Origin of the sequence: Paraburkholderia azotifigens (genome assembly GCF_007995085.1) — a bacterium.
Classification (GTDB): Bacteria; Pseudomonadota; Gammaproteobacteria; order Burkholderiales; family Burkholderiaceae; genus Paraburkholderia; species Paraburkholderia azotifigens.
The window spans coordinates 1,321,728-1,341,455 of the sequence record NZ_VOQS01000001.1 but is presented as its reverse complement, the minus strand read 5'-3'; the positions used below and the strand labels follow the sequence as shown (position 1 = coordinate 1,341,455).

The 19,728-nt window shown below is 62.2% G+C and carries 17 protein-coding genes and 1 tRNA gene; 16 read left to right on the top strand and 2 right to left on the bottom strand.

All coding sequences use genetic code 11. From position 1 onward, the window contains the following. Positions 1 to 97: 97 nt before the first annotated feature. Both aroC and FRZ40_RS05915 read left to right on the top strand, forming a co-directional pair. Positions 98 to 1,198, top strand: coding sequence for a chorismate synthase (gene aroC / locus FRZ40_RS05920; RefSeq protein ID WP_028370382.1), 1,101 nt, complete (start codon positions 98 to 100; stop codon positions 1,196 to 1,198). Between the two features lie 45 nt (positions 1,199 to 1,243). Further along, entirely contained in the window at positions 1,244 to 2,707 is a 1,464-nt protein-coding gene (locus tag FRZ40_RS05915) for a tetratricopeptide repeat protein (protein ID WP_147233614.1), read from the top strand. A gap of 95 nt (positions 2,708 to 2,802) precedes the next feature. Here FRZ40_RS05915 and FRZ40_RS05910 read toward each other — a convergent pair whose 3' ends face one another. Further along, positions 2,803 to 4,476 (bottom strand): electron transfer flavoprotein-ubiquinone oxidoreductase, encoded by a 1,674-nt coding sequence (locus FRZ40_RS05910; protein WP_147233613.1) that lies wholly within the window; start codon positions 4,474 to 4,476, stop codon positions 2,803 to 2,805. A gap of 185 nt (positions 4,477 to 4,661) precedes the next feature. On the opposite strand from FRZ40_RS05910, the gene FRZ40_RS05905 reads away from it, so the two are divergent. Next, positions 4,662 to 5,438 (top strand): SDR family oxidoreductase, encoded by a 777-nt coding sequence (locus FRZ40_RS05905; protein ID WP_028368832.1) that lies wholly within the window; start codon positions 4,662 to 4,664, stop codon positions 5,436 to 5,438. A 164-nt stretch (positions 5,439 to 5,602) separates the two neighbouring features. Then, positions 5,603 to 6,031 carry an acyl-CoA thioesterase gene (locus FRZ40_RS05900; protein ID WP_028368831.1) on the top strand — a complete coding sequence of 143 codons (429 nt, stop codon included), beginning with the start codon at positions 5,603 to 5,605 and terminating at the stop codon, positions 6,029 to 6,031. Positions 6,032 to 6,091: 60 nt separating this feature from the next. Here the strand turns inward: FRZ40_RS05900 and FRZ40_RS05895 are convergent, their stop codons facing one another. Beyond that, complete coding sequence (locus FRZ40_RS05895) at positions 6,092 to 6,637, bottom strand: PAS and helix-turn-helix domain-containing protein (protein ID WP_028368830.1); 546 nt, start codon at positions 6,635 to 6,637, stop codon at positions 6,092 to 6,094. A gap of 276 nt (positions 6,638 to 6,913) precedes the next feature. Between FRZ40_RS05895 and FRZ40_RS05890 the strand changes: the two genes are divergently transcribed. The 12 genes from FRZ40_RS05890 (at position 6,914) to pheT (ending at position 19,682) form a co-directional block, all read left to right on the top strand. Continuing rightward, positions 6,914 to 7,618: a CoA transferase subunit A gene (locus FRZ40_RS05890; protein ID WP_028368829.1), complete on the top strand. Its 705-nt coding sequence runs from the start codon at positions 6,914 to 6,916 to the stop codon at positions 7,616 to 7,618. 2 nt (positions 7,619 to 7,620) lie between these two features. Continuing rightward, positions 7,621 to 8,262 (top strand): CoA transferase subunit B, encoded by a 642-nt coding sequence (locus FRZ40_RS05885; protein ID WP_028368828.1) that lies wholly within the window; start codon positions 7,621 to 7,623, stop codon positions 8,260 to 8,262. A gap of 195 nt (positions 8,263 to 8,457) precedes the next feature. Then, the gene (locus tag FRZ40_RS05880; protein ID WP_147233612.1) at positions 8,458 to 9,378 is read left to right on the top strand and encodes an alpha/beta fold hydrolase; all 921 of its coding nucleotides are present in this window, start codon (positions 8,458 to 8,460) and stop codon (positions 9,376 to 9,378) included. A 105-nt stretch (positions 9,379 to 9,483) separates the two neighbouring features. Further along, the gene (locus FRZ40_RS05875; protein ID WP_147233611.1) at positions 9,484 to 9,837 is read left to right on the top strand and encodes a RidA family protein; all 354 of its coding nucleotides are present in this window, start codon (positions 9,484 to 9,486) and stop codon (positions 9,835 to 9,837) included. 63 nt (positions 9,838 to 9,900) lie between these two features. Then, positions 9,901 to 12,141, top strand: a complete 2,241-nt coding sequence (locus FRZ40_RS05870; protein WP_028368825.1) for a RelA/SpoT family protein — start codon at positions 9,901 to 9,903, stop codon at positions 12,139 to 12,141. Positions 12,142 to 12,230: 89 nt separating this feature from the next. Continuing rightward, a tRNA-Val gene (locus FRZ40_RS05865) sits at positions 12,231 to 12,307 on the top strand. A 282-nt stretch (positions 12,308 to 12,589) separates the two neighbouring features. Next, on the top strand, positions 12,590 to 14,497 hold the full coding sequence (gene thrS, locus FRZ40_RS05855; protein WP_147233610.1) for a threonine--tRNA ligase: 1,908 nt from the start codon (positions 12,590 to 12,592) through the stop codon (positions 14,495 to 14,497). A gap of 50 nt (positions 14,498 to 14,547) precedes the next feature. Further along, entirely contained in the window at positions 14,548 to 15,072 is a 525-nt protein-coding gene (gene infC, locus FRZ40_RS05850) for a translation initiation factor IF-3 (protein WP_081767593.1), read from the top strand. 257 nt (positions 15,073 to 15,329) lie between these two features. Next, positions 15,330 to 15,527: a 50S ribosomal protein L35 gene (gene rpmI / locus FRZ40_RS05845; protein WP_004191477.1), complete on the top strand. Its 198-nt coding sequence runs from the start codon at positions 15,330 to 15,332 to the stop codon at positions 15,525 to 15,527. 29 nt (positions 15,528 to 15,556) lie between these two features. Further along, complete coding sequence (gene rplT, locus FRZ40_RS05840) at positions 15,557 to 15,916, top strand: 50S ribosomal protein L20 (RefSeq protein ID WP_004192938.1); 360 nt, start codon at positions 15,557 to 15,559, stop codon at positions 15,914 to 15,916. Between the two features lie 158 nt (positions 15,917 to 16,074). Then, entirely contained in the window at positions 16,075 to 17,088 is a 1,014-nt protein-coding gene (gene pheS / locus FRZ40_RS05835) for a phenylalanine--tRNA ligase subunit alpha (protein ID WP_028368823.1), read from the top strand. Between the two features lie 161 nt (positions 17,089 to 17,249). Further along, complete coding sequence (pheT, locus tag FRZ40_RS05830) at positions 17,250 to 19,682, top strand: phenylalanine--tRNA ligase subunit beta (protein ID WP_028368822.1); 2,433 nt, start codon at positions 17,250 to 17,252, stop codon at positions 19,680 to 19,682. The last annotated feature ends 46 nt before the right edge of the window (positions 19,683 to 19,728 follow it).

Below are 19,728 nucleotides of genomic sequence, written 5' to 3'. Positions count from 1 at the left end.
ATTTGTCCTATGACGGCCCGCCGGGCCGCAATGGCCCACGGCGGCGCGGCAGGGCTGGCATAATAACGTCCTCCCCGCATTTCTTTGGACGACGCTCATGTCCGGCAATACCCTCGGTACGCTCTTCACTGTCACGACCTTCGGCGAATCGCACGGCCCGGCCATCGGCTGTGTAATCGACGGCTGCCCGCCGGGCATGTCACTCGTCGAAGCCGACATCCAGCTCGAACTCGACCGCCGCAAGCCGGGCACGTCGCGCCACGTGACGCAGCGCCAGGAAGAGGACAAGGTTGAGATTCTCTCGGGCGTCTTCGAGGGCAAGACGACGGGTGCGCCCATCGCGCTGCTGATCCGCAACACGGACCAGCGCAGCAAGGACTACGGCAATATCGCCGAAACCTTCCGCCCCGGTCACGCCGACTACACCTATTGGCAGAAATTCGGCATTCGCGACTATCGCGGCGGCGGCCGTTCGTCTGCGCGCCTGACGGCGCCGACGGTGGCGGCCGGTGCGGTCGCGAAGAAATGGCTGCGCGAGAAGTTCGGCACCGAGGTGCGCGGCTACATGGCGGCGCTCGGCGAGATCGACGTGCCGTTCGTCGACTGGCAATACGTGCGCGAGAACCCATTCTTCGTGCCGAACGCCGACATCGTGCCGCAGCTCGAAGATTACATGGACGCCCTGCGCAAGGACGGCGATTCGATCGGCGCGCGCATCAACGTAGTCGCGTCGGGCGTGCCCGTCGGCCTTGGCGAGCCGCTGTTCGACCGCCTCGACGCCGACATCGCGCACGCGATGATGGGCATCAACGCAGTGAAGGGCGTCGAGATCGGTGCGGGCTTCGCGAGCGTCGCGCAGCGCGGCTCCGTGCATGGCGACGAACTCACGCCGGAAGGCTTCGTGGGCAATCACGCGGGCGGCGTGCTCGGCGGCATTTCGACAGGACAGGACATCACGGTCTCGATCGCGATCAAGCCGACGTCGAGCATTCGTACGCCGCGCCGCTCGATCGACAAGAACGGGCAGCCCGCCATTGTCGAAACGTTCGGCCGCCACGATCCGTGCGTCGGCATTCGCGCCACGCCGATCGCCGAGGCCATGCTCGCGCTGGTGCTGATCGACCATGCGCTGCGGCATCGCGCGCAATGCGGCGACGTGGTCGTCAGCACGCCGAAGATCGCCGCCAGCGCGCCGTAACGTCGAATACATCGGGCGCTCGACGGTTCCTGACGGGCAGTCAACATGAACACCAGCAATCTCACCCCGGCTGACCCGCTCGAGCCGCTGCGCGCGCGCACGTCCTTGCCAAACGCCGTCGCGGCCGACTGGCTTGCGCTCGGCAATACGCTGCTCGAACACGCGAACGGCGACAGGGGACAACTGCGCGAAGCCATCGACGCGCTTGTGCGCGCTTACCGGCTCGACGCGAATTGCGATCCCCGTTTGTTGCACAACGTCGCGCAGACGGCCTTCATTCTGCGCGACTGGCCGCTCGTCGAATCATCTACCGCGCTGTTGCTGGCGCGCGATGCCGGCGACGCGAACGCGCTCGTCTGGCGCGCGGCCGCCGTTCAGGAGCGCAACGATTTCGCCGAAGCACAGCGGCTGCTTCACGAAGCCGCGCGTGCCGCGCCGGGCAATCACATCGTGTTGCACAAGCTCGCGCTGTCCATCAAGGAGCAGGGCCGGTTCGGCGAAGCAGAAGCGCTGCTGCGCCGCGTGCTCGAGATGACGCCCAACAACGCGCACGCGCTATTCGATCTGTCGGAACTGGAAGTGCGTGCGGGGCGTTACGCACAAGGCTGGCTCGACTACGAAGCGCGTGTCGCCTTCGCGCACGATGCGAACGCCGCGAAGGCTGCGCTGGCGGCCATCAGTCCGAACTGGCGCGGCGAGTCGCTGGCGGGCAAGGCGCTCGTCGTGTATGGCGAGCAGGGCAACGGCGATTGTCTGTGGGCCGTGCGCTTTCTGCCCATGCTCGCCGAGCGCGCGCAACGCGAAGGCGGCCGCGTGGTTTTTGGTTACGCGGGGCCGATGCAGCATCTGTTCGAGCGCATGCTGCCCGCTGGCATCACGATCGAAACAAGCCTCGGCACGAAGCCCGACTATCACTGCGGCCTGATGAGTCTGCCGCTGCGGCTGGGCGTCAACGAGCCTTCTATCTGGGGGCGGCCTTATCTGAGCGCCGATCCGGCTCGCATCGAAGCATGGCGTGCGCGTGTCGCCGCCGCCGCGACCGGGGGAAACCGCAAGGTCGGCATCGTATGGAACGGCAATCCCGGTCACATCCGCGACGGGCGCCGCTCGGTCGACGCCGATGAGTTCGCGCGGATACTGGACGTGCCCGGTGTGACCTTTTTCGCGATCTCGCCTGGGCGCGAGCAGACAGTGGGGCAGTGGCGGACACAGAACCTGGATGTCGTCGACCTGACGCCGCAATTCGAAGCGGGTTTCGACGATGTGGCCGCGTTGCTCGTGAATCTCGATGCGCTGCTGACCATCGACAGCGGCCCGGCGCATCTGGCGGGCGCGCTCGGCGTGCCGACCTGGCTGATGCTCGATCACGTGTCTGCGTGGTTCTGGGGCGAGGAGACGGAGCGCACGCCGTGGTATCAGACGGTCGATCTGTTTCGTCAGCCGTCCGTCGGGGCATGGGCGCCCGTGCTCGATCAGGTTCGCGTGCGGCTGGAAGCGTTGGCCGCGTGAGCCGCGCCTGCGTTGGGCCATGATGAAAAAACGCCGCTCATCGAGCGGCGTTTCTGTTTGCGGGCGACGCGGACAACCGCCGTGCCTTGCCGAACTCACATGTTCGGATAGTTCGGACCGCCGCCGCCTTCGGGCGTCACCCACACGATGTTCTGCGTCGGATCCTTGATATCGCAGGTCTTGCAGTGCACGCAGTTCTGCGCGTTGATGACAAGCCGTTCGCTGCCGTCGTCGTTCTTTACGAACTCGTAGACAGCGGCCGGGCAGTAGCGGCTTTCCGGCCCTGCGTAGGTCTGCAGGTTCACCTTGACGGGCACGCTCGCGTCCTTGAGCGTCAGGTGCGCGGGCTGATTTTCTTCGTGATTCGTGTTCGAGATGAACACGGACGACAGACGGTCGAACGTCAGCTTGCCGTCCGGCTTCGGGTACTCGATCGGCTTGCACTGCGACGCCGGTTTCAGCATCTCGTGATCCCAGTGCTGGTGATGCAGCGTCCAGGGCACGTTGCCGCCCATCAGCTTCTGCTCGATGCCGACCATCAGCGTGCCGAGATACAGGCCCTTGCTCATCCACTGCTTGAAGTTACGTGCGCGATACAGTTCGGTGTGCAGCCACGAAGTCTTGAACGACTCCGGGTAAGCCGCGAGTTCGTCGCTCTGACGGCCCGCCTGCACGGCATCGAACGCGGCGTCGGCGGCGAGCATGCCCGTCTTGATCGCCGCATGCGAGCCCTTGATCCGCGACGCGTTCAAAAAGCCCGCGTCATCGCCGACCAGCGCGCCACCCGGGAATACGAGCTTCGGCAGCGACAGCAGGCCGCCCGCCGTGATCGCACGTGCGCCATACGACACGCGCTTGCCGCCTTCCAGGAATTTGCGGATTTCCGGATGCGTCTTGTAGCGCTGGAATTCCTCGAACGGCGACAGATACGGATTCGAATAACCCAGGCCGACCACGAAGCCGACCATCACCTGATTGTTGTCGATGTGATACAGGAACGAGCCGCCGTAAGTCTGCGTATCGAGCGGCCAGCCAGCCGTGTGGATCACGAGACCGGGCTTGTGCTTCGCGGGATCGATTTCCCACAGTTCCTTGATGCCGATGCCGTAGACCTGCGGATCGGCGCCGTCGCGCAGCCTGAACTTGTCGGAAAGCTGGCGGCCCAGATGCCCGCGCGCGCCTTCGCAGAACAGCGTGTACTTCGCGTGCAGTTCCATGCCGAGCTGGAAATTCTCGGTCGGCTCGCCGTCCTTGCCGATGCCGAGATTGCCCGTCGCGACGCCCTTGACGGAGCCGTCGTCGTTGTACAGCACTTCAGCCGCGGCAAAACCAGGGAAAATCTCGACGCCCAGCGCTTCCGCCTGCTGGCCCAGCCAGCGCGTGACATTGGCAAGGCTGATCACGTAATTGCCGTGATTCTTGAAGTTGTCGGGCAACGCCCAGTTCGGCACCGATTTCGCGCCCGTTTCGTTCAGAAACAGGAAGCGGTCTTCCGTCACTTCGACGTCCAGCGGCGCGCCTTTTTCCTTCCAGTCCGGAATCAGCTCGTTCAGCGCGCGCGGATCCATCACCGCGCCCGAGAGAATATGCGCCCCGACTTCCGAGCCTTTTTCGAGCACGCAGACGCCGATTTCGACGCCTTTTTCGGCGGCGCGCTGCTTCAGGCGAATGGCCGCGGACAGGCCGGCCGGGCCGCCGCCGACGATCACGACGTCATATTCCATCGACTCGCGCGGGCCGTATTGCTCGATCAGACTTGCGGGGGTCATTGATGCTCCTCTTACCGTTAGAATGCTTTTTTCGGGATCGTATTGTCAGTGAATGATCCCTGCGCTGCAACACAATGAGACAAGATTAGCACGATCGTTCTATTATTGTGACCTGGGGTTGACCCATGGCCGTGCCGCGCGCCGGTTCGTCGCCCCGTCACATCCACGTTCCAAGGAAAACCACAATGGGCCGTTCGATCAATCTGGAAGGTAAGGTTGCGCTGATTACGGGCGCATCGAGTGGACTCGGCAAGCGGTTTGCGATGGTGTTGTCGCAAGCCGGCGCAAAGGTCGTGCTGGCAAGCCGACGTATCGAACGCCTGAAGGAACTGCGCGCCGAGATCGAGGCGTCGGGCGGTGCGGCCGCCGTCGTGTCGCTCGACGTGACCGATTACCAGAGCATCAAGTCGGCCGTCGCGCACGCCGAGACCGAGGCTGGCACGATCGACATCCTCGTGAACAACTCGGGCGTGTCGACGACTCAAAAGCTGACCGACGTGACGCCCGCCGACTTCGAATACGTGTTCGACACGAACACCCGCGGCGCGTTTTTCGTCGCGCAGGAAGTGGCCAAACGGATGATCATGCGCGGCGGCGGCACGAACAAGCCGCCGTACCGGATCATCAACATCGCGTCGGTGGCGGGCTTGCGGGTGTTGCCGCAGATCGGCCTCTATTCGATGAGCAAGGCGGCCGTCGTGCACATGACGAAGGCGATGGCGCACGAGTGGGGCCGCCACGGCATCAACGTGAACGCGATCTGCCCGGGCTATATCGATACCGAGATCAATCACCATCACTGGTCGACCGATCAGGGGCAAAAGCTGGTGTCGATGCTGCCGAGGCATCGCGTCGGCAAGCCTGAGGATCTCGATGGGCTGTTGCTGCTGCTCGCGGCCGACGAATCCCAGTTCATCAACGGCTCCGTGATTGCCGCCGACGACGGCTTCGGTCTGTCGTAACGGACACGACGCCCTTCGCGCATTTCGCGGCGCAGAAATGCGAAACGCGCGATCATGGACCCCGTGCACGACGTCCGCCTGGCGCGGCACGTCGCGCCATACGCATGGCGCCGCCCCAAAGCGCGGCGCAGTTCAAACCGATTCAAACCGTAAGAAGAAGTGCAATGAGCGATTACCACCCTGTTTTTGAAATGTCGATGCCGATTCGCTGGGGCGACATGGACGCGTTCGGCCATGTGAACAACACGGTCTATTTCCGCTACATGGAGCAGGTGCGGATTTCCTGGTTCGAGCAACTTGGCATCGCGGGCGGCAATGGCGAAGGGCAGGGGCCTGTGATCGTCAATGCATCGATGGAGTTTCTCAAGCAGTTGCACTATCCGGGCGACGTGATTGGTCGTATGACAGTCGGCACGCCGGGCCGCAGCAGCTTCGACACAGGCTTCGAGCTGTTCCGCGCCGACGATCCGAACACGCTGTACGCGCGCGGCTCGGCCAAATGCGTGTGGATCGACTACGCGGCGGGCAAGTCGGTGCCGATTCCGGATCTGCTGCGCTCGACCATCGAAAGCGCTCATCTCGTGAAGGCCTGAGTCTTCCACCCGGTCAACGCGCGCCGGCGTCCAGGCCGGGCGCCGCCATCCCGTCACAGATCAGTTTCCGAGCAGACGCTGCAGCAGTTCAGTCGCGTTGCCCGTTCCGTATTTACGCATCAGCCGCGCGCGATAGACGTCGACTGTGCGTGGACTGATGTCGAGAATCCGCCCGATCTGCTTGCTGGTTTTTCCCGTCACCAGTTGTGCGGCGATCTCGCGTTCGCGCGGCGTCAGTTCCACGGCGACGCGCCGCGTCGCGCTCAGATCCTCGAACGTCCAGACGCCCGCCGCGTGCGGCACGGACAGATCGAGCGAACGTCCCGTCACATGGCACCAGAACAGCTCGCCGTTGGCGCGCTTCATGATGCGGTCGTCGGCGTAGCTGCCTTGCGCCGTCATGATGGGCGGAATGCGCTCGCCGATGCGCTCGAACTCGTCGGGCGACGGATACAGCACCGCGAACGATTGCCCGAGCAACGACTCGCGCGAGCGGCCGAAGATCGCCGCGAGCTGATCGTTGCAATCTTCGATGATCCGTTCGCGCGCCAGCACGAGGCCGATCGGTGCGAGATGAAAAGCGGTTTGATAATCCAGAGCGGGCATGAAATCAGCGGAGGATGCGGTACGAATACTTATGTATTTTTGCGTATTGTGCCGCATGGCCGCCGCATCGTACGCTTTCGGCACATCACAAGATGCGCCGCGGACGCGCCGGACGGGACGCAGCGGACGCCGGAAAGCAGCTTTGTCCGTGTCACGTCACCGTTCGCCGCAGATGACTAGAATGGCATGTCGGGCCATGCCCGTCGCGCCAGTCGAATAAAAACGGCGTCGCATCGATCCGGATTTCGGGTATCCAATCAAGGAAGGGACACACTGATGAATAAAGTCTACGCAAGCGCCGCAGCCGCGCTCGAAGGCATCGTCAAGGACGGCCAGACGTTCGCCGTCGGCGGCTTTGGACTGTGCGGCATTCCCGAGGCGCTGATCGCGGCCCTGCGCGATTCGGGCGTCAAGGGCATCACCTGTATCAGCAACAACGCGGGTGTCGACGGCTTCGGCCTCGGCCTGTTGCTGGAAACGCGCCAGATCAGGAAGATGATCTCGTCGTACGTCGGCGAGAACAAGGAATTCGAGCGCCAGTACCTGGCGGGCGAACTCGAGCTGGAATTCACGCCGCAAGGCACGCTGGCCGAAAAGCTGCGCGCAGGCGGCTCGGGCATTCCGGCGTTCTTCACGAACACCGGCTACGGCACGATCATCGCGGAAGGCAAGGAAACGCGTCAGTTCGGCGAGAACCACTACGTGCTCGAGCATTCGCTGACGGCCGACGTTGCGCTCGTCAAGGCATGGAAGGCCGACAAGTCGGGCAATCTGATCTTCCGCCGCACGGCGCGCAACTTCAACCCGATGTGCGCGATGGCCGGCAAGATCACGGTCGCCGAAGTCGAAGAGATCGTCGAGACGGGCGAACTCGATCCGGACGCGATCCATACGCCGGGCATCTTCGTGCAGCGTCTGGTGCTGAATGCCCACCCGGAAAAACGCATTGAACAACGCATCGTCCGCGCGAAAGGAGAGTAACCATGGCTTGGAATCGTGACCAGATGGCCGCGCGCGCGGCGAAGGAACTGCAGGACGGCTTCTACGTGAACCTCGGCATCGGCCTGCCGACGCTCGTCGCCAACCACGTGCCCGCCGGCATGGAAGTGTGGCTGCAATCGGAAAACGGCCTGCTCGGCATCGGCCCGTCGCCGTACGAAGAAGAAGTCGACGCCGACCTCATCAACGCCGGCAAGCAGACGGTGACGACGCTGCCCGGTTCGTCGATTTTCTCGTCGGCCGACTCGTTCGCGATGATTCGCGGCGGCCACATCAACCTGGCCATTCTCGGCGCCATGCAGATCAGCAAGAAGGGCGATCTGGCGAACTGGATGATCCCTGGCAAGATGATCAAGGGCATGGGCGGCGCGATGGACCTCGTCGCGGGCGTCAAGAAGGTCGTCGTGCTGATGGAGCACGTCGCCAAGGGCGACCAGCACAAGATCCTGGAAGAATGCACGCTGCCGCTGACGGGCGTGGGCGTGGTCGACCGCATCATCACGGATCTCGGCGTGATCGACGTGGTCGACGGCGGCCTGAAGCTGGTCGAACTGGCTGACGGCGTCACTGTCGATGAAATCAAGGCGAAGACGGGCGCGCCGCTCGATACGAGCGCCGTGAAGTAAAGCTTTTCCCGGCCTCGTGCCGAAAACGGTTGTCATGAAGCGGGTGCGACGCAGGTCGCGCCCGCTTTTGTTTTGGGTCTTTGTGCATTCGTCTTATGCCGTTCGACCGATGAGCACACAAGGCGAAGCGGTTTAGAATCGATCGTGTTCCGTGCGCCTGCATGCGCCACCTTCTTTCGATCGAGGGACATCCTGATGACCGCTACGCCCGTCGCTGTTTCGCCTGCACTCGATTCCACCGTGCCCCGCCAGCGCTATGTGCAATGCGCGAGTCCAGCGGGACTGCATCGCATCGCGTACACCGAATGGGGCGCGCCCGACAATCCCCGGGTGCTGGTCTGCGTGCATGGGCTCACGCGCTCGGGACGCGATTTCGACCGGCTCGCGGCGGCGCTGTCGTCCACCTATCGCGTGGTGTGTCCGGATGTGGTCGGACGGGGCCTGTCGTCGTGGCTGGGCAATCCCGCTTACTACAGCATTCCGCAGTATGTCGGCGATATGGTCACGCTCGTGGCCCGGCTCGGCGTGGAGTCGGTGGACTGGTTCGGCACGTCGATGGGCGGACTGATCGGCATGGCATTCGCCGGGCTCAAAGACTCGCCGGTTCGGAAGATGATCGTCAACGATGTCGGTCCGCATCTCGAACCGGCCGCGATCGAGCGCATCGGCGCTTATCTGGGGCAGCCGGTGTCGTTCTCCTCGCAGCAGGAAGCGATCGACCACGCGGCGTTGCTCGCGGAATCGTTCGGTCCGTTGACGCAGGACGAATGGCGGGAGATCAATACGCCGCTCGTGCACGAGCAGGAGGGCGCCTGGCGCTTTCGCTACGACCCGCGCATCGCCGAGCCGTTCAGGCAGACCACGCCCGAACTGGCGGCGCTCGGCGAGGCGGCGCTGTGGCACTCGTTCGCGGCGATCGAAGGCCCTGTGCTCGTGGTGCGCGGCGAGCAATCGGATCTACTGTCGCGCGAAACGGTCGCGCAGATGATCGGGAAAGGACGCAATGTGTCGAGCGTCGAAATTCCCGGCGTCGGCCATGCGCCGGCGTTTCTGCATGCCGATCAGATCGGGATCGCGAAACGGTTCTTTCTCGGGAATGGCGCTGACGCGTCATAATATGAGATTGGAGCGGCGGCGTTGACCGGTCTCGACAGACCGGTTGTTACGCATCACGCATCTTCGTGCGCCGTCGTTTTTCATTCTCAACAGACAGGACATTTCATGGCAGTCATTCGTCATCACGTCGGCAAGCGTCTTTCGGAAACCGCCGTTCACAACGGCACGGTGTATCTGGCAGGCCAGATCGCCGAAGACACCGACCAGGACATTACCGGTCAGACGCGCGAAGTGCTCGGCCACATCGACCGTCTGCTCGCTGAAGTCAACAGCGACAAGGCGCATCTGCTGTCGGTGCAGATCTACATCTCGGACATGGTGCATTTCGCCGGCATGAACGCTGTGTGGGACGAGTGGGTCGCGCAAGGCAACACGCCGCCGCGCGCAACCGTCGAAGCGAAGCTCGCCAATCCGAAGTGTCTCGTCGAAGTGGTCGTCGTCGCCGCCCAGCGCAACTAAACACGCAACTCACGTTTCAAGTACCAGCCTGACCAGCCCGCACGTGCCGCGGGCCGCCGCATGATGAACACCGATATCGCCAAGACCGCTCCGAATCCGACACCGTCCTTCGACGATGCGCTCGCGTTCGTGCGCGAACATGCGCGCGATGCGCGTCTGTCGTCGGGCGAGCCGCTCGCGGAACATGCGGCGGGCACGGCGGCGATCATGCGCACGCTCAACGTCGATCCGCCCGCGGTGCTCGCGGCGGCGTTGTTCTCGCTGACGCCGCATCTGGAGAACCCGGAGCAAGCCATCGCCGACAACTTCGGCGAGGAAGTCGCGCAACTCGTGAGCGATGTGCGCAAGTTGCTGCGGCTCGGCACGGTGAGCATGCGCGCGGCGCAGAACGCGATGCCCGAAGCGGGCCGCGATGCGCAGGCGGCACGCCGCACGCAGGTCGAGGCGCTGCGCAAGATGCTGCTCGCGTTTGCGCAAGACATCCGCGTGGTGCTGATCCGGCTGGCGTCGCGCCTGCAGTCGTTGCGCTACTATGCGGCCGCGAAGATCACGCCGTCGCCCGATGTCGCGCGCGAGACGCTGGATATTTATGCGCCGCTCGCGAACCGGCTCGGTATCTGGCAACTGAAGTGGGAATTGGAAGATCTCGCGTTCCGCTTCGAAGAGCCGCAGACCTACAAGCGCATCGCGAAGTTGCTCGACGAGAAGCGCGTCGAACGCGAAACCTACGTAGCCGAGGCGATCGCGCGGCTGCAACAGGAACTGGCCGCCGCGCATATCAAGGCCGAAGTGAGCGGCCGGCCCAAGCACATCTACAGCATCTGGCGGAAGATGCGCGGCAAGGAACTCGATTTCTCCGAGCTCTACGATGTGCGCGCGTTTCGCGTCATCGTGCCGGACATCAAGGATTGCTATACGGTGCTGGGCATCGTGCACAACCTGTGGCAACCGGTGCCGAGGGAGTTCGACGATTACATCTCGCGACCCAAGCCGAACGGCTACAAGTCGCTGCATACGGTGGTGATCGGCGACGATGGCCGCGCGTTCGAAGTACAGATCCGTACGCAGGAAATGCATCAGTTCGCCGAATACGGCGTGGCTGCGCACTGGCGCTACAAGGAAGCAGGCACGCGCGGCTATGGCGGGCAGTTCAGCGCCAGCGAGAAGTACGACGAGAAGATTGCGTGGCTGCGTCAGTTGCTTGCATGGAAGGACGACGTGTCCGAGGGCAAGCCGGGCGAGCAGGTCGCATTCAGGCCGTGGGAGCAGCTTCGCCAGGCCACGCTCGACGACGATCACATCTACACGCTCACGCCGCAGGCTCGTGTGATCCCGTTGCCGCAAGGCGCGACGCCGCTCGACTTCGCGTATCACCTGCACAGCGAATTGGGGCATCGTTGCCGCGGCGCGCGTGTCGATGGCGCGATGGTGCCGCTGAACACGCCGCTGCAGAACGGCCAGACGGTCGAGGTCATCGCCGTGAAAGAGGGCGGTCCCTCGCGCGACTGGCTCAATCCGCAGCTTGGCTATCTGCAAAGCAATCGCGCACGCCAGAAGGTGCGTGCGTGGTTCAACGCCGTCGAGGTGCAGGAGAACATCGCAGCCGGTCGTGCGATGGTCGAAAAGACCTTGCAGCGCGAAGGCAAGACATCCGTCAATCTGGATCAGCTTGCGGCCAAGCTGGGCTTCAAGTCGACCGACGATCTGTTCTCGGTGGTGGGCAAGGAAGAGTTCAGCTTGCGGCTCGTCGAGCAGGCGTTGAGCGATGCGCCGCCCGCCGAGCCTGTCGTCGAAGCGCCGGAGCAGTTCGAGAAGCGCAGCAGCGGCGCGAGCGTTGCGCATGGCGCGTCGACGGGCGTGCTCGTCGTCGGCGTCGATGCGTTGCTGACGCAACTGGCGCGCTGCTGCCGGCCGGCGCCACCCGACGACATCGCGGGCTTCGTCACGCGCGGCAAGGGCATGTCGATCCATCGCAGCGACTGCCCCACATTCCTGCGCATGGCGGAGCGCGCACCGGAGCGAGTGCTGCAAACGGCGTGGTCCGCCGATGTGATGAGTGGGCGCGGCAAGTCGGTCTATCCCGTCGATCTGTCGATTGAAGCGTCGGACCGGCAAGGCCTGTTGCGTGATATCTCCGAAGTCTTCGCGCGCGAGAAGATGAACGTGGTCGGCGTGAAGACGCAATCGCGACGCAACGCCGCGTTCATGCAGTTCACCGTGGAAGTATCGAGTGCTGCGCAGATCCAGCGCGCGTGCGCGATGCTGGGCGAAGTGGCGGGCGTCGTCAGGGCGACGCGCAAGTAAACCGTGTCGATGTGGCGAAGAGAATTTTGATGTCGCCGCATAAAAACGCTTGCCAACGTTCTCTACGCTCCATATAATCTCGTTTCTCTAGGCTCGTAGCTCAGCTGGTTAGAGCACCACCTTGACATGGTGGGGGTCGTTGGTTCGAGTCCAATCGAGCCTACCAACGAATCAGAAACTTCGGTTTGCCGAGGTTTCGCAAACGCAAGTTGCAATGAGCGCTTCGGCGTAAATGGCGAACAAAGCGAACATGGTTATGACACCGCGAACGTTGACCGGAACTGCTTCGGAGCGACGCTAGTCGAGGACCAATTTCGCCCTTGCTGTTTGCAGTAGTTTGCAGAAACGTGAATGCGGCCCCTCGAAAGCGGGGCCGCATTTTTTTTGTCCTGGTTTTTGTCTTTACGTCTTGTTGCCTGTGCCGCCGGCCGGCATAACGGAGAACGCAATGGTTTCGATACGACTGCCCGATGGTTCTGTTCGACAATACGAGCATCCCGTGACGGTCGCCGAAGTGGCGGCCTCGATCGGCCCCGGTCTCGCGAAGGCGGCGCTCGGCGGCAAGATCGACGGTGAACTTGTGGACACGTCCGCGCTGATCGATCACGACGTCTCGCTCGCGATCGTCACGGACAAGGACGCCGACGGCCTCGACATCATTCGCCATTCGACGGCCCACCTGCTCGCGTACGCGGTGAAGGATCTCTTCCCCGAAGCGCAGGTGACGATCGGGCCGGTGATCGACAATGGCTTCTATTACGACTTCTCGTACAACCGTCCTTTCACGCCCGAAGATCTCGAGAAGATCGAGAAGCGCATGCAGGAACTCGCGAAGAAAGACGAAGCGGTATCGCGCCGCGTGGTGTCGCGCGACGAAGCAGTCGACTACTTCAAGAGCATCGGTGAAAAGTACAAGGCCGAGATCATCGAATCGATTCCCGCCAGCGACGAAATCAAGCTGTACTCGCACGGCGGTTTCACGGATCTGTGCCGCGGTCCGCACGTTCCGTCGACGGGCAAGCTGAAGGTCTTCAAGCTGATGAAGGTTGCGGGTGCGTACTGGCGCGGCGACTCGAAGAACGAGCAGTTGCAGCGCATATACGGCACGGCCTGGACGAAGAAGGAAGATCAGGACGCGTATCTGCACATGCTCGAAGAGGCGGAAAAACGCGATCACCGCAAGCTCGGCAAGCAACTCGACCTGTTCCATATGCAGGACGAGTCGCCGGGCATGGTGTTCTGGCATCCGCGCGGCTGGACGCTATGGCAGCAGGTCGAGCAGTACATGCGCCGTCGCGTGAACGATGCCGGTTACCTGGAAATCAAGACGCCGATGATCATGGACCGCTCGCTGTGGGAAGCCTCCGGTCACTGGCAGAACTATCGTGAAAACATGTTCACGACGGAGTCGGAAAAGCGCGACTACGCAATCAAGCCGATGAACTGCCCGGGTCACGTGCAGGTGTTCAATCACGGCCTGCGTTCGTATCGCGATCTGCCGCTGCGTTACGCGGAATTCGGCTCGTGCCATCGCAATGAATCGTCGGGCGCGCTGCACGGATTGATGCGCGTGCGTGGCTTCGTCCAGGACGATGCGCATATTTTCTGCACGGAAGACCAGTTCATCAGCGAATCGATTGCATTCAACACGCTGGCGATGAGCGTCTATAAGGACTTCGGTTTCGACAACGTCGAGATCAAGCTCTCGCTGCGACCGGATGCGCGTGCCGGCACGGACGAAATCTGGGATCGCGCCGAGCAAGGCCTGCGCGATGCGCTGACGGCCTGCGGCGTGACGTGGGAAGAGTTGCCGGGCGAGGGCGCGTTCTACGGTCCGAAGGTCGAATATCACATCAAGGATGCGCTCGGCCGTTCGTGGCAATGCGGCACGCTGCAGCTCGATATGGTGCTGCCGGAGCGCCTCGGCGCCGAGTTCGTGGCGGAAGACAACAGTCGACGCCGCCCGATCATGCTGCACCGGGCAATCGTCGGATCAATGGAGCGTTTTCTTGGCATTCTGATCGAACACCATGCCGGTGCAATGCCCGCATGGCTGGCGCCGATGCAGGTCGTCGTGATGAATATCGCCGAAAGTCAGGCGCAATACGCACAATCTCTGGCCCAATCGTTGCAAAAACAAGGGGTTAGAGTGGAGGCGGATTTGCGCAACGAGAAGATTAGCTATAAAATACGCGAGCACACGCTTGAAAAGGTGCCGTATCTGCTGGTCGTCGGCGATAAGGAGCGTGATGCACAAACGGTAGCCGTGCGTGCCCGTGGCGGCATCGATCTGGGCGTGATGTCCCTCGATGCCTTCAGCGAGCGTCTGCGTCAGGACGTGCAGGCGTTCAACTAAACCACTTAGGCAGCGCGGCTCGTTTTTTTAATTTTTAGAGGAAACGTAACATCGCTACTGATAAGTCGTCGCATCGCATCAACGGTGAAATCACTGCACCCGAGGTGCGTCTGGTCGGAGTCGACAACGAACCGCTCGGCATCGTGAAACTCGCTGAAGCTTTCCGCCTGTCGGAACAGCAGGATGTGGATCTGGTTGAAATCGCCCCACAAGCGGTTCCGCCTGTCTGCCGCCTGATGGACTACGGCAAGTTCAAGTACCAGGAAGCGAAGAAGCAACACGAGGCCAAGCTCAAGCAGAAGGTCATCCAGGTCAAGGAAGTCAAGTTCCGGCCGGGTACGGATGACGGTGACTACAACGTCAAGCTGCGCAATCTCGTCCGCTTCCTCGAAGATGGCGACAAGACGAAGATCACGTTGCGTTTCCGTGGCCGCGAAATGGCTCACCAGGAAATCGGTATGCGTATGCTCGAACGCCTGCGCACCGATCTGGATGAAGTTGGTCAGGTCGAGCAAATGCCGAAGATGGAAGGCCGCCAGATGATCATGGTGCTGGCGCCGAAGAAAAAGAAGTAAGCAGATGTCCGCTGCGCATCTCAATGAGCGCGGCGCGTTTGTCGGAAAGTTTGAGTGCGTGTCGTCTTGAAGTCGGCATGTGCAAAGCAGGTTTCGGAATGGCGCATGCATCAGTTGAAACGCGTGCGCTCTTCCTGAAAAGCAGCGGCAGCAGTTCACGCCGTCTGCATACCAAGTGGAGTGGGTTTCGAAGGGCGGGTGAGGGCTTTCTGAGCCAACCGCACACCCATGTCCATCAAATAATGGAGTTGTCTGTCATGCCGAAGATGAAGACCAAGAAGAGCGCTGCAAAGCGCTTTGTGGTTCGTCCGGGCGGTACCGTCAAGCGCGGTCAAGCCTTCAAGCGCCACATTCTTACCAAGAAGACCACCAAGAACAAGCGTCACCTGCGCGGCGCCACGGCAGTTCATGATTCCGATCTGAACTCCGTACGCGCGATGCTGCCGTTCGCCTAACCCTTAACCGACACTCATAGGAGCGAAACATGCCTCGAGTCAAACGTGGGGTTACCGCACGGGCCCGCCATAAGAAGATCATTAACCTGGCCAAGGGTTACCGCGGCCGCCGCAATAACGTCTATCGCATCGCCAAGCAGGCGGTCATGCGCGCAGGCCAATACGCCTACCGCGATCGCCGCAACAAGAAGCGTGTGTTCCGCGCACTGTGGATCACGCGTATCAACGCGGCGGTGCGTCAACACGACATGACGTACAGCGTGTTCATCAACGGCCTGAAGAAGGCGTCGATCGAACTCGACCGCAAGGTGCTGGCCGACATGGCTGTGTTCGACAAGGCTGCTTTTGCTGCGATCGTCAAGCAGGTGAAAGCCGCCGTTGCAGCCTGATTGCGCTGTTAGCATCTAGTACTGCGTGGTTCGTTGCAGCGAACATCCGGTAGTCTCGGTGCCGCTGCAACAAAAACGGGGCTCCTCACCGAGCCCCTTTTTTGTTGGTCGAGCCAGTTTTACTTCGATTGAATACTGACGTTGAAAAGATGGGATCAATGGATCTGGACCAGATTGTCGCCGACGCAAAAAGCGCCTTTGAACAAGCCTCCGACGTCACCACGCTCGAAAACGAGAAGGCACGCTTTCTCGGCAAGTCGGGCGCACTGACGGAACTGTTGAAGGGGCTGGGCAAGCTCGATCCCGAGGCGCGCAAGACAGAAGGCGCGCGGATCAACATCGCCAAGCAGCAGGTCGAAGCGGCACTGACGGCGCGCCGCCAGGCACTCGCCGACGCGCTGCTGAACCAGCGCCTCGCCGCCGAGGCCATCGACGTCACGTTGCCCGGACGCGGCGCCGGCACGGGTAGCCTGCACCCTGTAATGCACACCTGGGAGCGCGTCGAACAGATTTTTCGCACGATCGGCTTCGACGTGGCCGACGGTCCCGAAATCGAAACCGACTGGTACAACTTCACGTCGCTGAACAGCCCGGAAAACCATCCGGCGCGTTCGATGCAGGACACGTTCTACGTCGACGGCAAGGACGCCGAAGGCCGTCCGCTGCTGCTGCGCACCCACACCAGCCCGATGCAGGTCCGCTACGCGCGCACCAACACGCCGCCCATCAAGGTGATCGTGCCCGGCCGCACGTATCGTGTGGACAGCGACGCGACGCACTCGCCGATGTTTAACCAGGTCGAAGGCCTGTGGATCGACGAGAACATCAGCTTCGCCGACCTGAAGGGTGTCTACACCGACTTCCTCAAGAAATTCTTCGAGCGCGACGACATTCTCGTGCGCTTTCGCCCGTCGTACTTCCCGTTCACGGAGCCGTCTGCCGAGATCGACATGATGTTCGAGCAAGGCAAGAACGCCGGTAAATGGCTCGAAATCTCGGGCTCGGGCCAGGTTCACCCCACGGTGATCCGTAACATGGGCCTCGATCCCGAGCGCTATATCGGCTTTGCATTCGGCAGCGGCCTCGAGCGTCTGACGATGCTGCGTTACGGCGTTCAGGACCTGCGACTGTTCTTTGAAAACGACCTGCGCTTCCTGCGCCAGTTCGCCTGACGCGAACCCGAGCGCAAAGCGCGAGCCAGCAGCAGATCAGGCACGCGACGAGAGCGGCCCGGCAGTCGGCAATCTGACTGTCGCGCCGCAAACAGCGCCTCCGGCAAGGTGCCGATGTATCGGCCGGACGCGGACACAACCTGTTTAGAACGTACAGAACCATGCAATTCCCGGAATCCTGGCTCAGAACCTTTGTCGATCCGCAACTGACGACGGCCGAACTCTCGCACGCGCTGACGATGGCCGGTCTCGAAGTGGAAGACCTGCGTCCCGCCGCGCCGCCGACGTCGAAGATCGTCGTGGGCCGCGTGCTCGAAGTCGTCAAGCACCCGGACGCAGACAAGCTCAACGTGTGTCAGGTTGATGCCGGCACGGGCGCGACGCTGAACATCGTGTGCGGCGCGCCGAACGTGGCGCCCGGCATCAAGGTGCCCGTCGCGCTAGTGGGCGCGCAGCTGCCGCCCGCCGAAGAAGGCGGCGCGCCGTTCGCGATCAAGCTGTCCAAGCTGCGCGGCGTGCAAAGCGAAGGCATGCTGTGCTCGGCGCGTGAACTCAAACTGTCGGAAGATCATAGCGGCCTGCTGATCCTGCCGGAAGATACGCCGATCGGCCAGGACATCCGCGAAACGCTGAACCTCGACGATACTGTCTTCGAAATCAAGCTGACGCCGAACAAGGCCGATTGCCTGTCGGTGTTCGGCGTCGCCCGCGAAACCGCTGCGATCACGGGTGCGCCGCTGCGCCCGCTCGACATCAAGCCTGTCGAAGTCAAGCTCGACGAAACGCTGCCTGTGAAGATCTCGGCGCCCGATCTGTGCGGCCGTTTCTCGGGCCGCGTGATCCGCGGCGTGAACGCGCGCGCGAAGTCGCCGGCCTGGATGGTCGAGCGTCTCGAACGTTCCGGTCAACGAAGCATTTCGGCGCTGGTCGACATCTCGAACTATGTGATGCTCGAACTCGGCCGTCCGTCGCACGTGTTCGATCTCGACAAGATTCACGGCAGCATGGATGTGCGCTGGGGCAAGCGTGGTGAATCGCTGAAGCTGTTGAACGGCAACACGGTCGAAGTGGACGAAACGGTCGGCGTGATCGCTGACGACCAGCATATCGAAAGCCTCGCGGGCATTATGGGCGGCGACAGCACGGCCGTCACGCTGGACACGACCAACATCTATCTCGAAGCGGCATTCTGGTGGCCCGATAGCATCCGTGGCCGCTCGCGCCGCTATAACTTCTCGACGGACGCGGGTCATCGGTTCGAGCGCGGCGTCGACTATTCGACCACGGTCGAGCACATCGAGCGGATCACGCAGCTGATTCTCGACATTTGCGGCGGCGAGGCCGGTCCCGTCGACGACCAGATCGTCAACGTGCCGAAGCGCGCACCGGTGAAGATGCGCGTTGCGCGCGCGAACCGCATCATCGGCGTGGCGATCGGCGCCGACGAGATCGCGCAGATCTTCACACGTCTCGGCTTGCCGTTCGAGCGTGCCGGCGACGACTTTCTCGTGACGCCGCCGCCGTATCGTTTCGATATCGAAATCGAAGAAGACCTGATCGAAGAAGTCGCACGTATTTACGGCTTCGAGAAGATTCCGGCCCGCCCGCCCGTAGCACGCAGCGAAATGCGCCGCACGAACGAAACGCAGCGTTCGATTCACACGCTGCGTCACGCGCTCGCCGCGCGCGATTACGCGGAAACGGTGAACTTCAGCTTCGTCGATGCCGAGTGGGAGCAAGACTTTGCGGGCAACGACAAGCCTGTCCGACTGTTGAATCCGATCGCGAGCCAGCTATCGGTGATGCGCACGACGCTGTTCGGCAGCCTGATCAACGTGCTGCGCCATAACCTGAACCGTCGCGCGGATCGTATCCGCGTATTCGAAGCAGGGCGCGTATTCCTGCCGGACACGTCGGTCAAGGCGGGCGAGCTGGCCGTCGAAGGCTTCGCGCAGCCGAAGATGATCGGTGCGCTTGCATATGGTCCCGTCGTCGAAGAGCAGTGGGGTGCGGCGACGCGTGCCGTCGATTTCTTCGACGTGAAGGGTGATCTCGAAGCGCTGTTTGCGCCCGCCGTCGCGCGTTTCGTGAAGGCCGAGCATCCGGCGCTGCATCCGGGACGCAGCGCGCGCATTGAACTCGATGGCCGTGCAATCGGCTGGATCGGCGAACTGCATCCGCGCTGGATGCAGAAGTACGATCTGCCGCACGCGCCGATCGTGTTCGAAGTCGAAGCGGAAGCGCTGATGCAGCGCGCGTTGCCGAGTCCGACCGAAGTGTCGAAATTCCCGCCCGTGCGACGCGATATCGCGATCGTCGTCGACCAGAAAATCGAGGTTCAGGCGCTCTTCGACGAGATGCAAAAGGCGCTCTCGGACGAGGCTTGCAAGACCATTCAAAGGGTTGCGCTTTTCGATGAATTTCGTGCAAAATCAAATACTTCCGGCGGGCTGGCGGCGCATGAGAAAAGCCTTGCGTTCCGTGTAACCTTGCAAGATACTGGTGGAACCCTTCAGGATGAAACGGTCGATCTGGCCATTCAGACTGTAGTGGATCGTCTTGCTCGAGTGTATGGCGCCCGGTTGCGCGGATAGCCTTCAACGGCTGTTCCGCAAGTTCCGTTCTGGTTGACGCGCCATT

Excerpts from the sequence above, each read along its gene's own strand:
- aroC (WP_028370382.1), top strand. The coding sequence starts at position 98 with ATGTCCGGCAATACCCTCGGTACGCTCTTCACTGTCACGACCTTCGGC.
- FRZ40_RS05915 (WP_147233614.1), top strand. The coding sequence starts at position 1,244 with ATGAACACCAGCAATCTCACCCCGGCTGACCCGCTCGAGCCGCTGCGC.
- FRZ40_RS05910 (WP_147233613.1), bottom strand. The coding sequence starts at position 4,476 with ATGACCCCCGCAAGTCTGATCGAGCAATACGGCCCGCGCGAGTCGATG.
- FRZ40_RS05905 (WP_028368832.1), top strand. The coding sequence starts at position 4,662 with ATGGGCCGTTCGATCAATCTGGAAGGTAAGGTTGCGCTGATTACGGGC.
- FRZ40_RS05900 (WP_028368831.1), top strand. The coding sequence starts at position 5,603 with ATGAGCGATTACCACCCTGTTTTTGAAATGTCGATGCCGATTCGCTGG.
- FRZ40_RS05895 (WP_028368830.1), bottom strand. The coding sequence starts at position 6,637 with ATGCCCGCTCTGGATTATCAAACCGCTTTTCATCTCGCACCGATCGGC.
- FRZ40_RS05890 (WP_028368829.1), top strand. The coding sequence starts at position 6,914 with ATGAATAAAGTCTACGCAAGCGCCGCAGCCGCGCTCGAAGGCATCGTC.
- FRZ40_RS05885 (WP_028368828.1), top strand. The coding sequence starts at position 7,621 with ATGGCTTGGAATCGTGACCAGATGGCCGCGCGCGCGGCGAAGGAACTG.
- FRZ40_RS05880 (WP_147233612.1), top strand. The coding sequence starts at position 8,458 with ATGACCGCTACGCCCGTCGCTGTTTCGCCTGCACTCGATTCCACCGTG.
- FRZ40_RS05875 (WP_147233611.1), top strand. The coding sequence starts at position 9,484 with ATGGCAGTCATTCGTCATCACGTCGGCAAGCGTCTTTCGGAAACCGCC.
- FRZ40_RS05870 (WP_028368825.1), top strand. The coding sequence starts at position 9,901 with ATGAACACCGATATCGCCAAGACCGCTCCGAATCCGACACCGTCCTTC.
- thrS (WP_147233610.1), top strand. The coding sequence starts at position 12,590 with ATGGTTTCGATACGACTGCCCGATGGTTCTGTTCGACAATACGAGCAT.
- rpmI (WP_004191477.1), top strand. The coding sequence starts at position 15,330 with ATGCCGAAGATGAAGACCAAGAAGAGCGCTGCAAAGCGCTTTGTGGTT.
- rplT (WP_004192938.1), top strand. The coding sequence starts at position 15,557 with ATGCCTCGAGTCAAACGTGGGGTTACCGCACGGGCCCGCCATAAGAAG.
- pheS (WP_028368823.1), top strand. The coding sequence starts at position 16,075 with ATGGATCTGGACCAGATTGTCGCCGACGCAAAAAGCGCCTTTGAACAA.
- pheT (WP_028368822.1), top strand. The coding sequence starts at position 17,250 with ATGCAATTCCCGGAATCCTGGCTCAGAACCTTTGTCGATCCGCAACTG.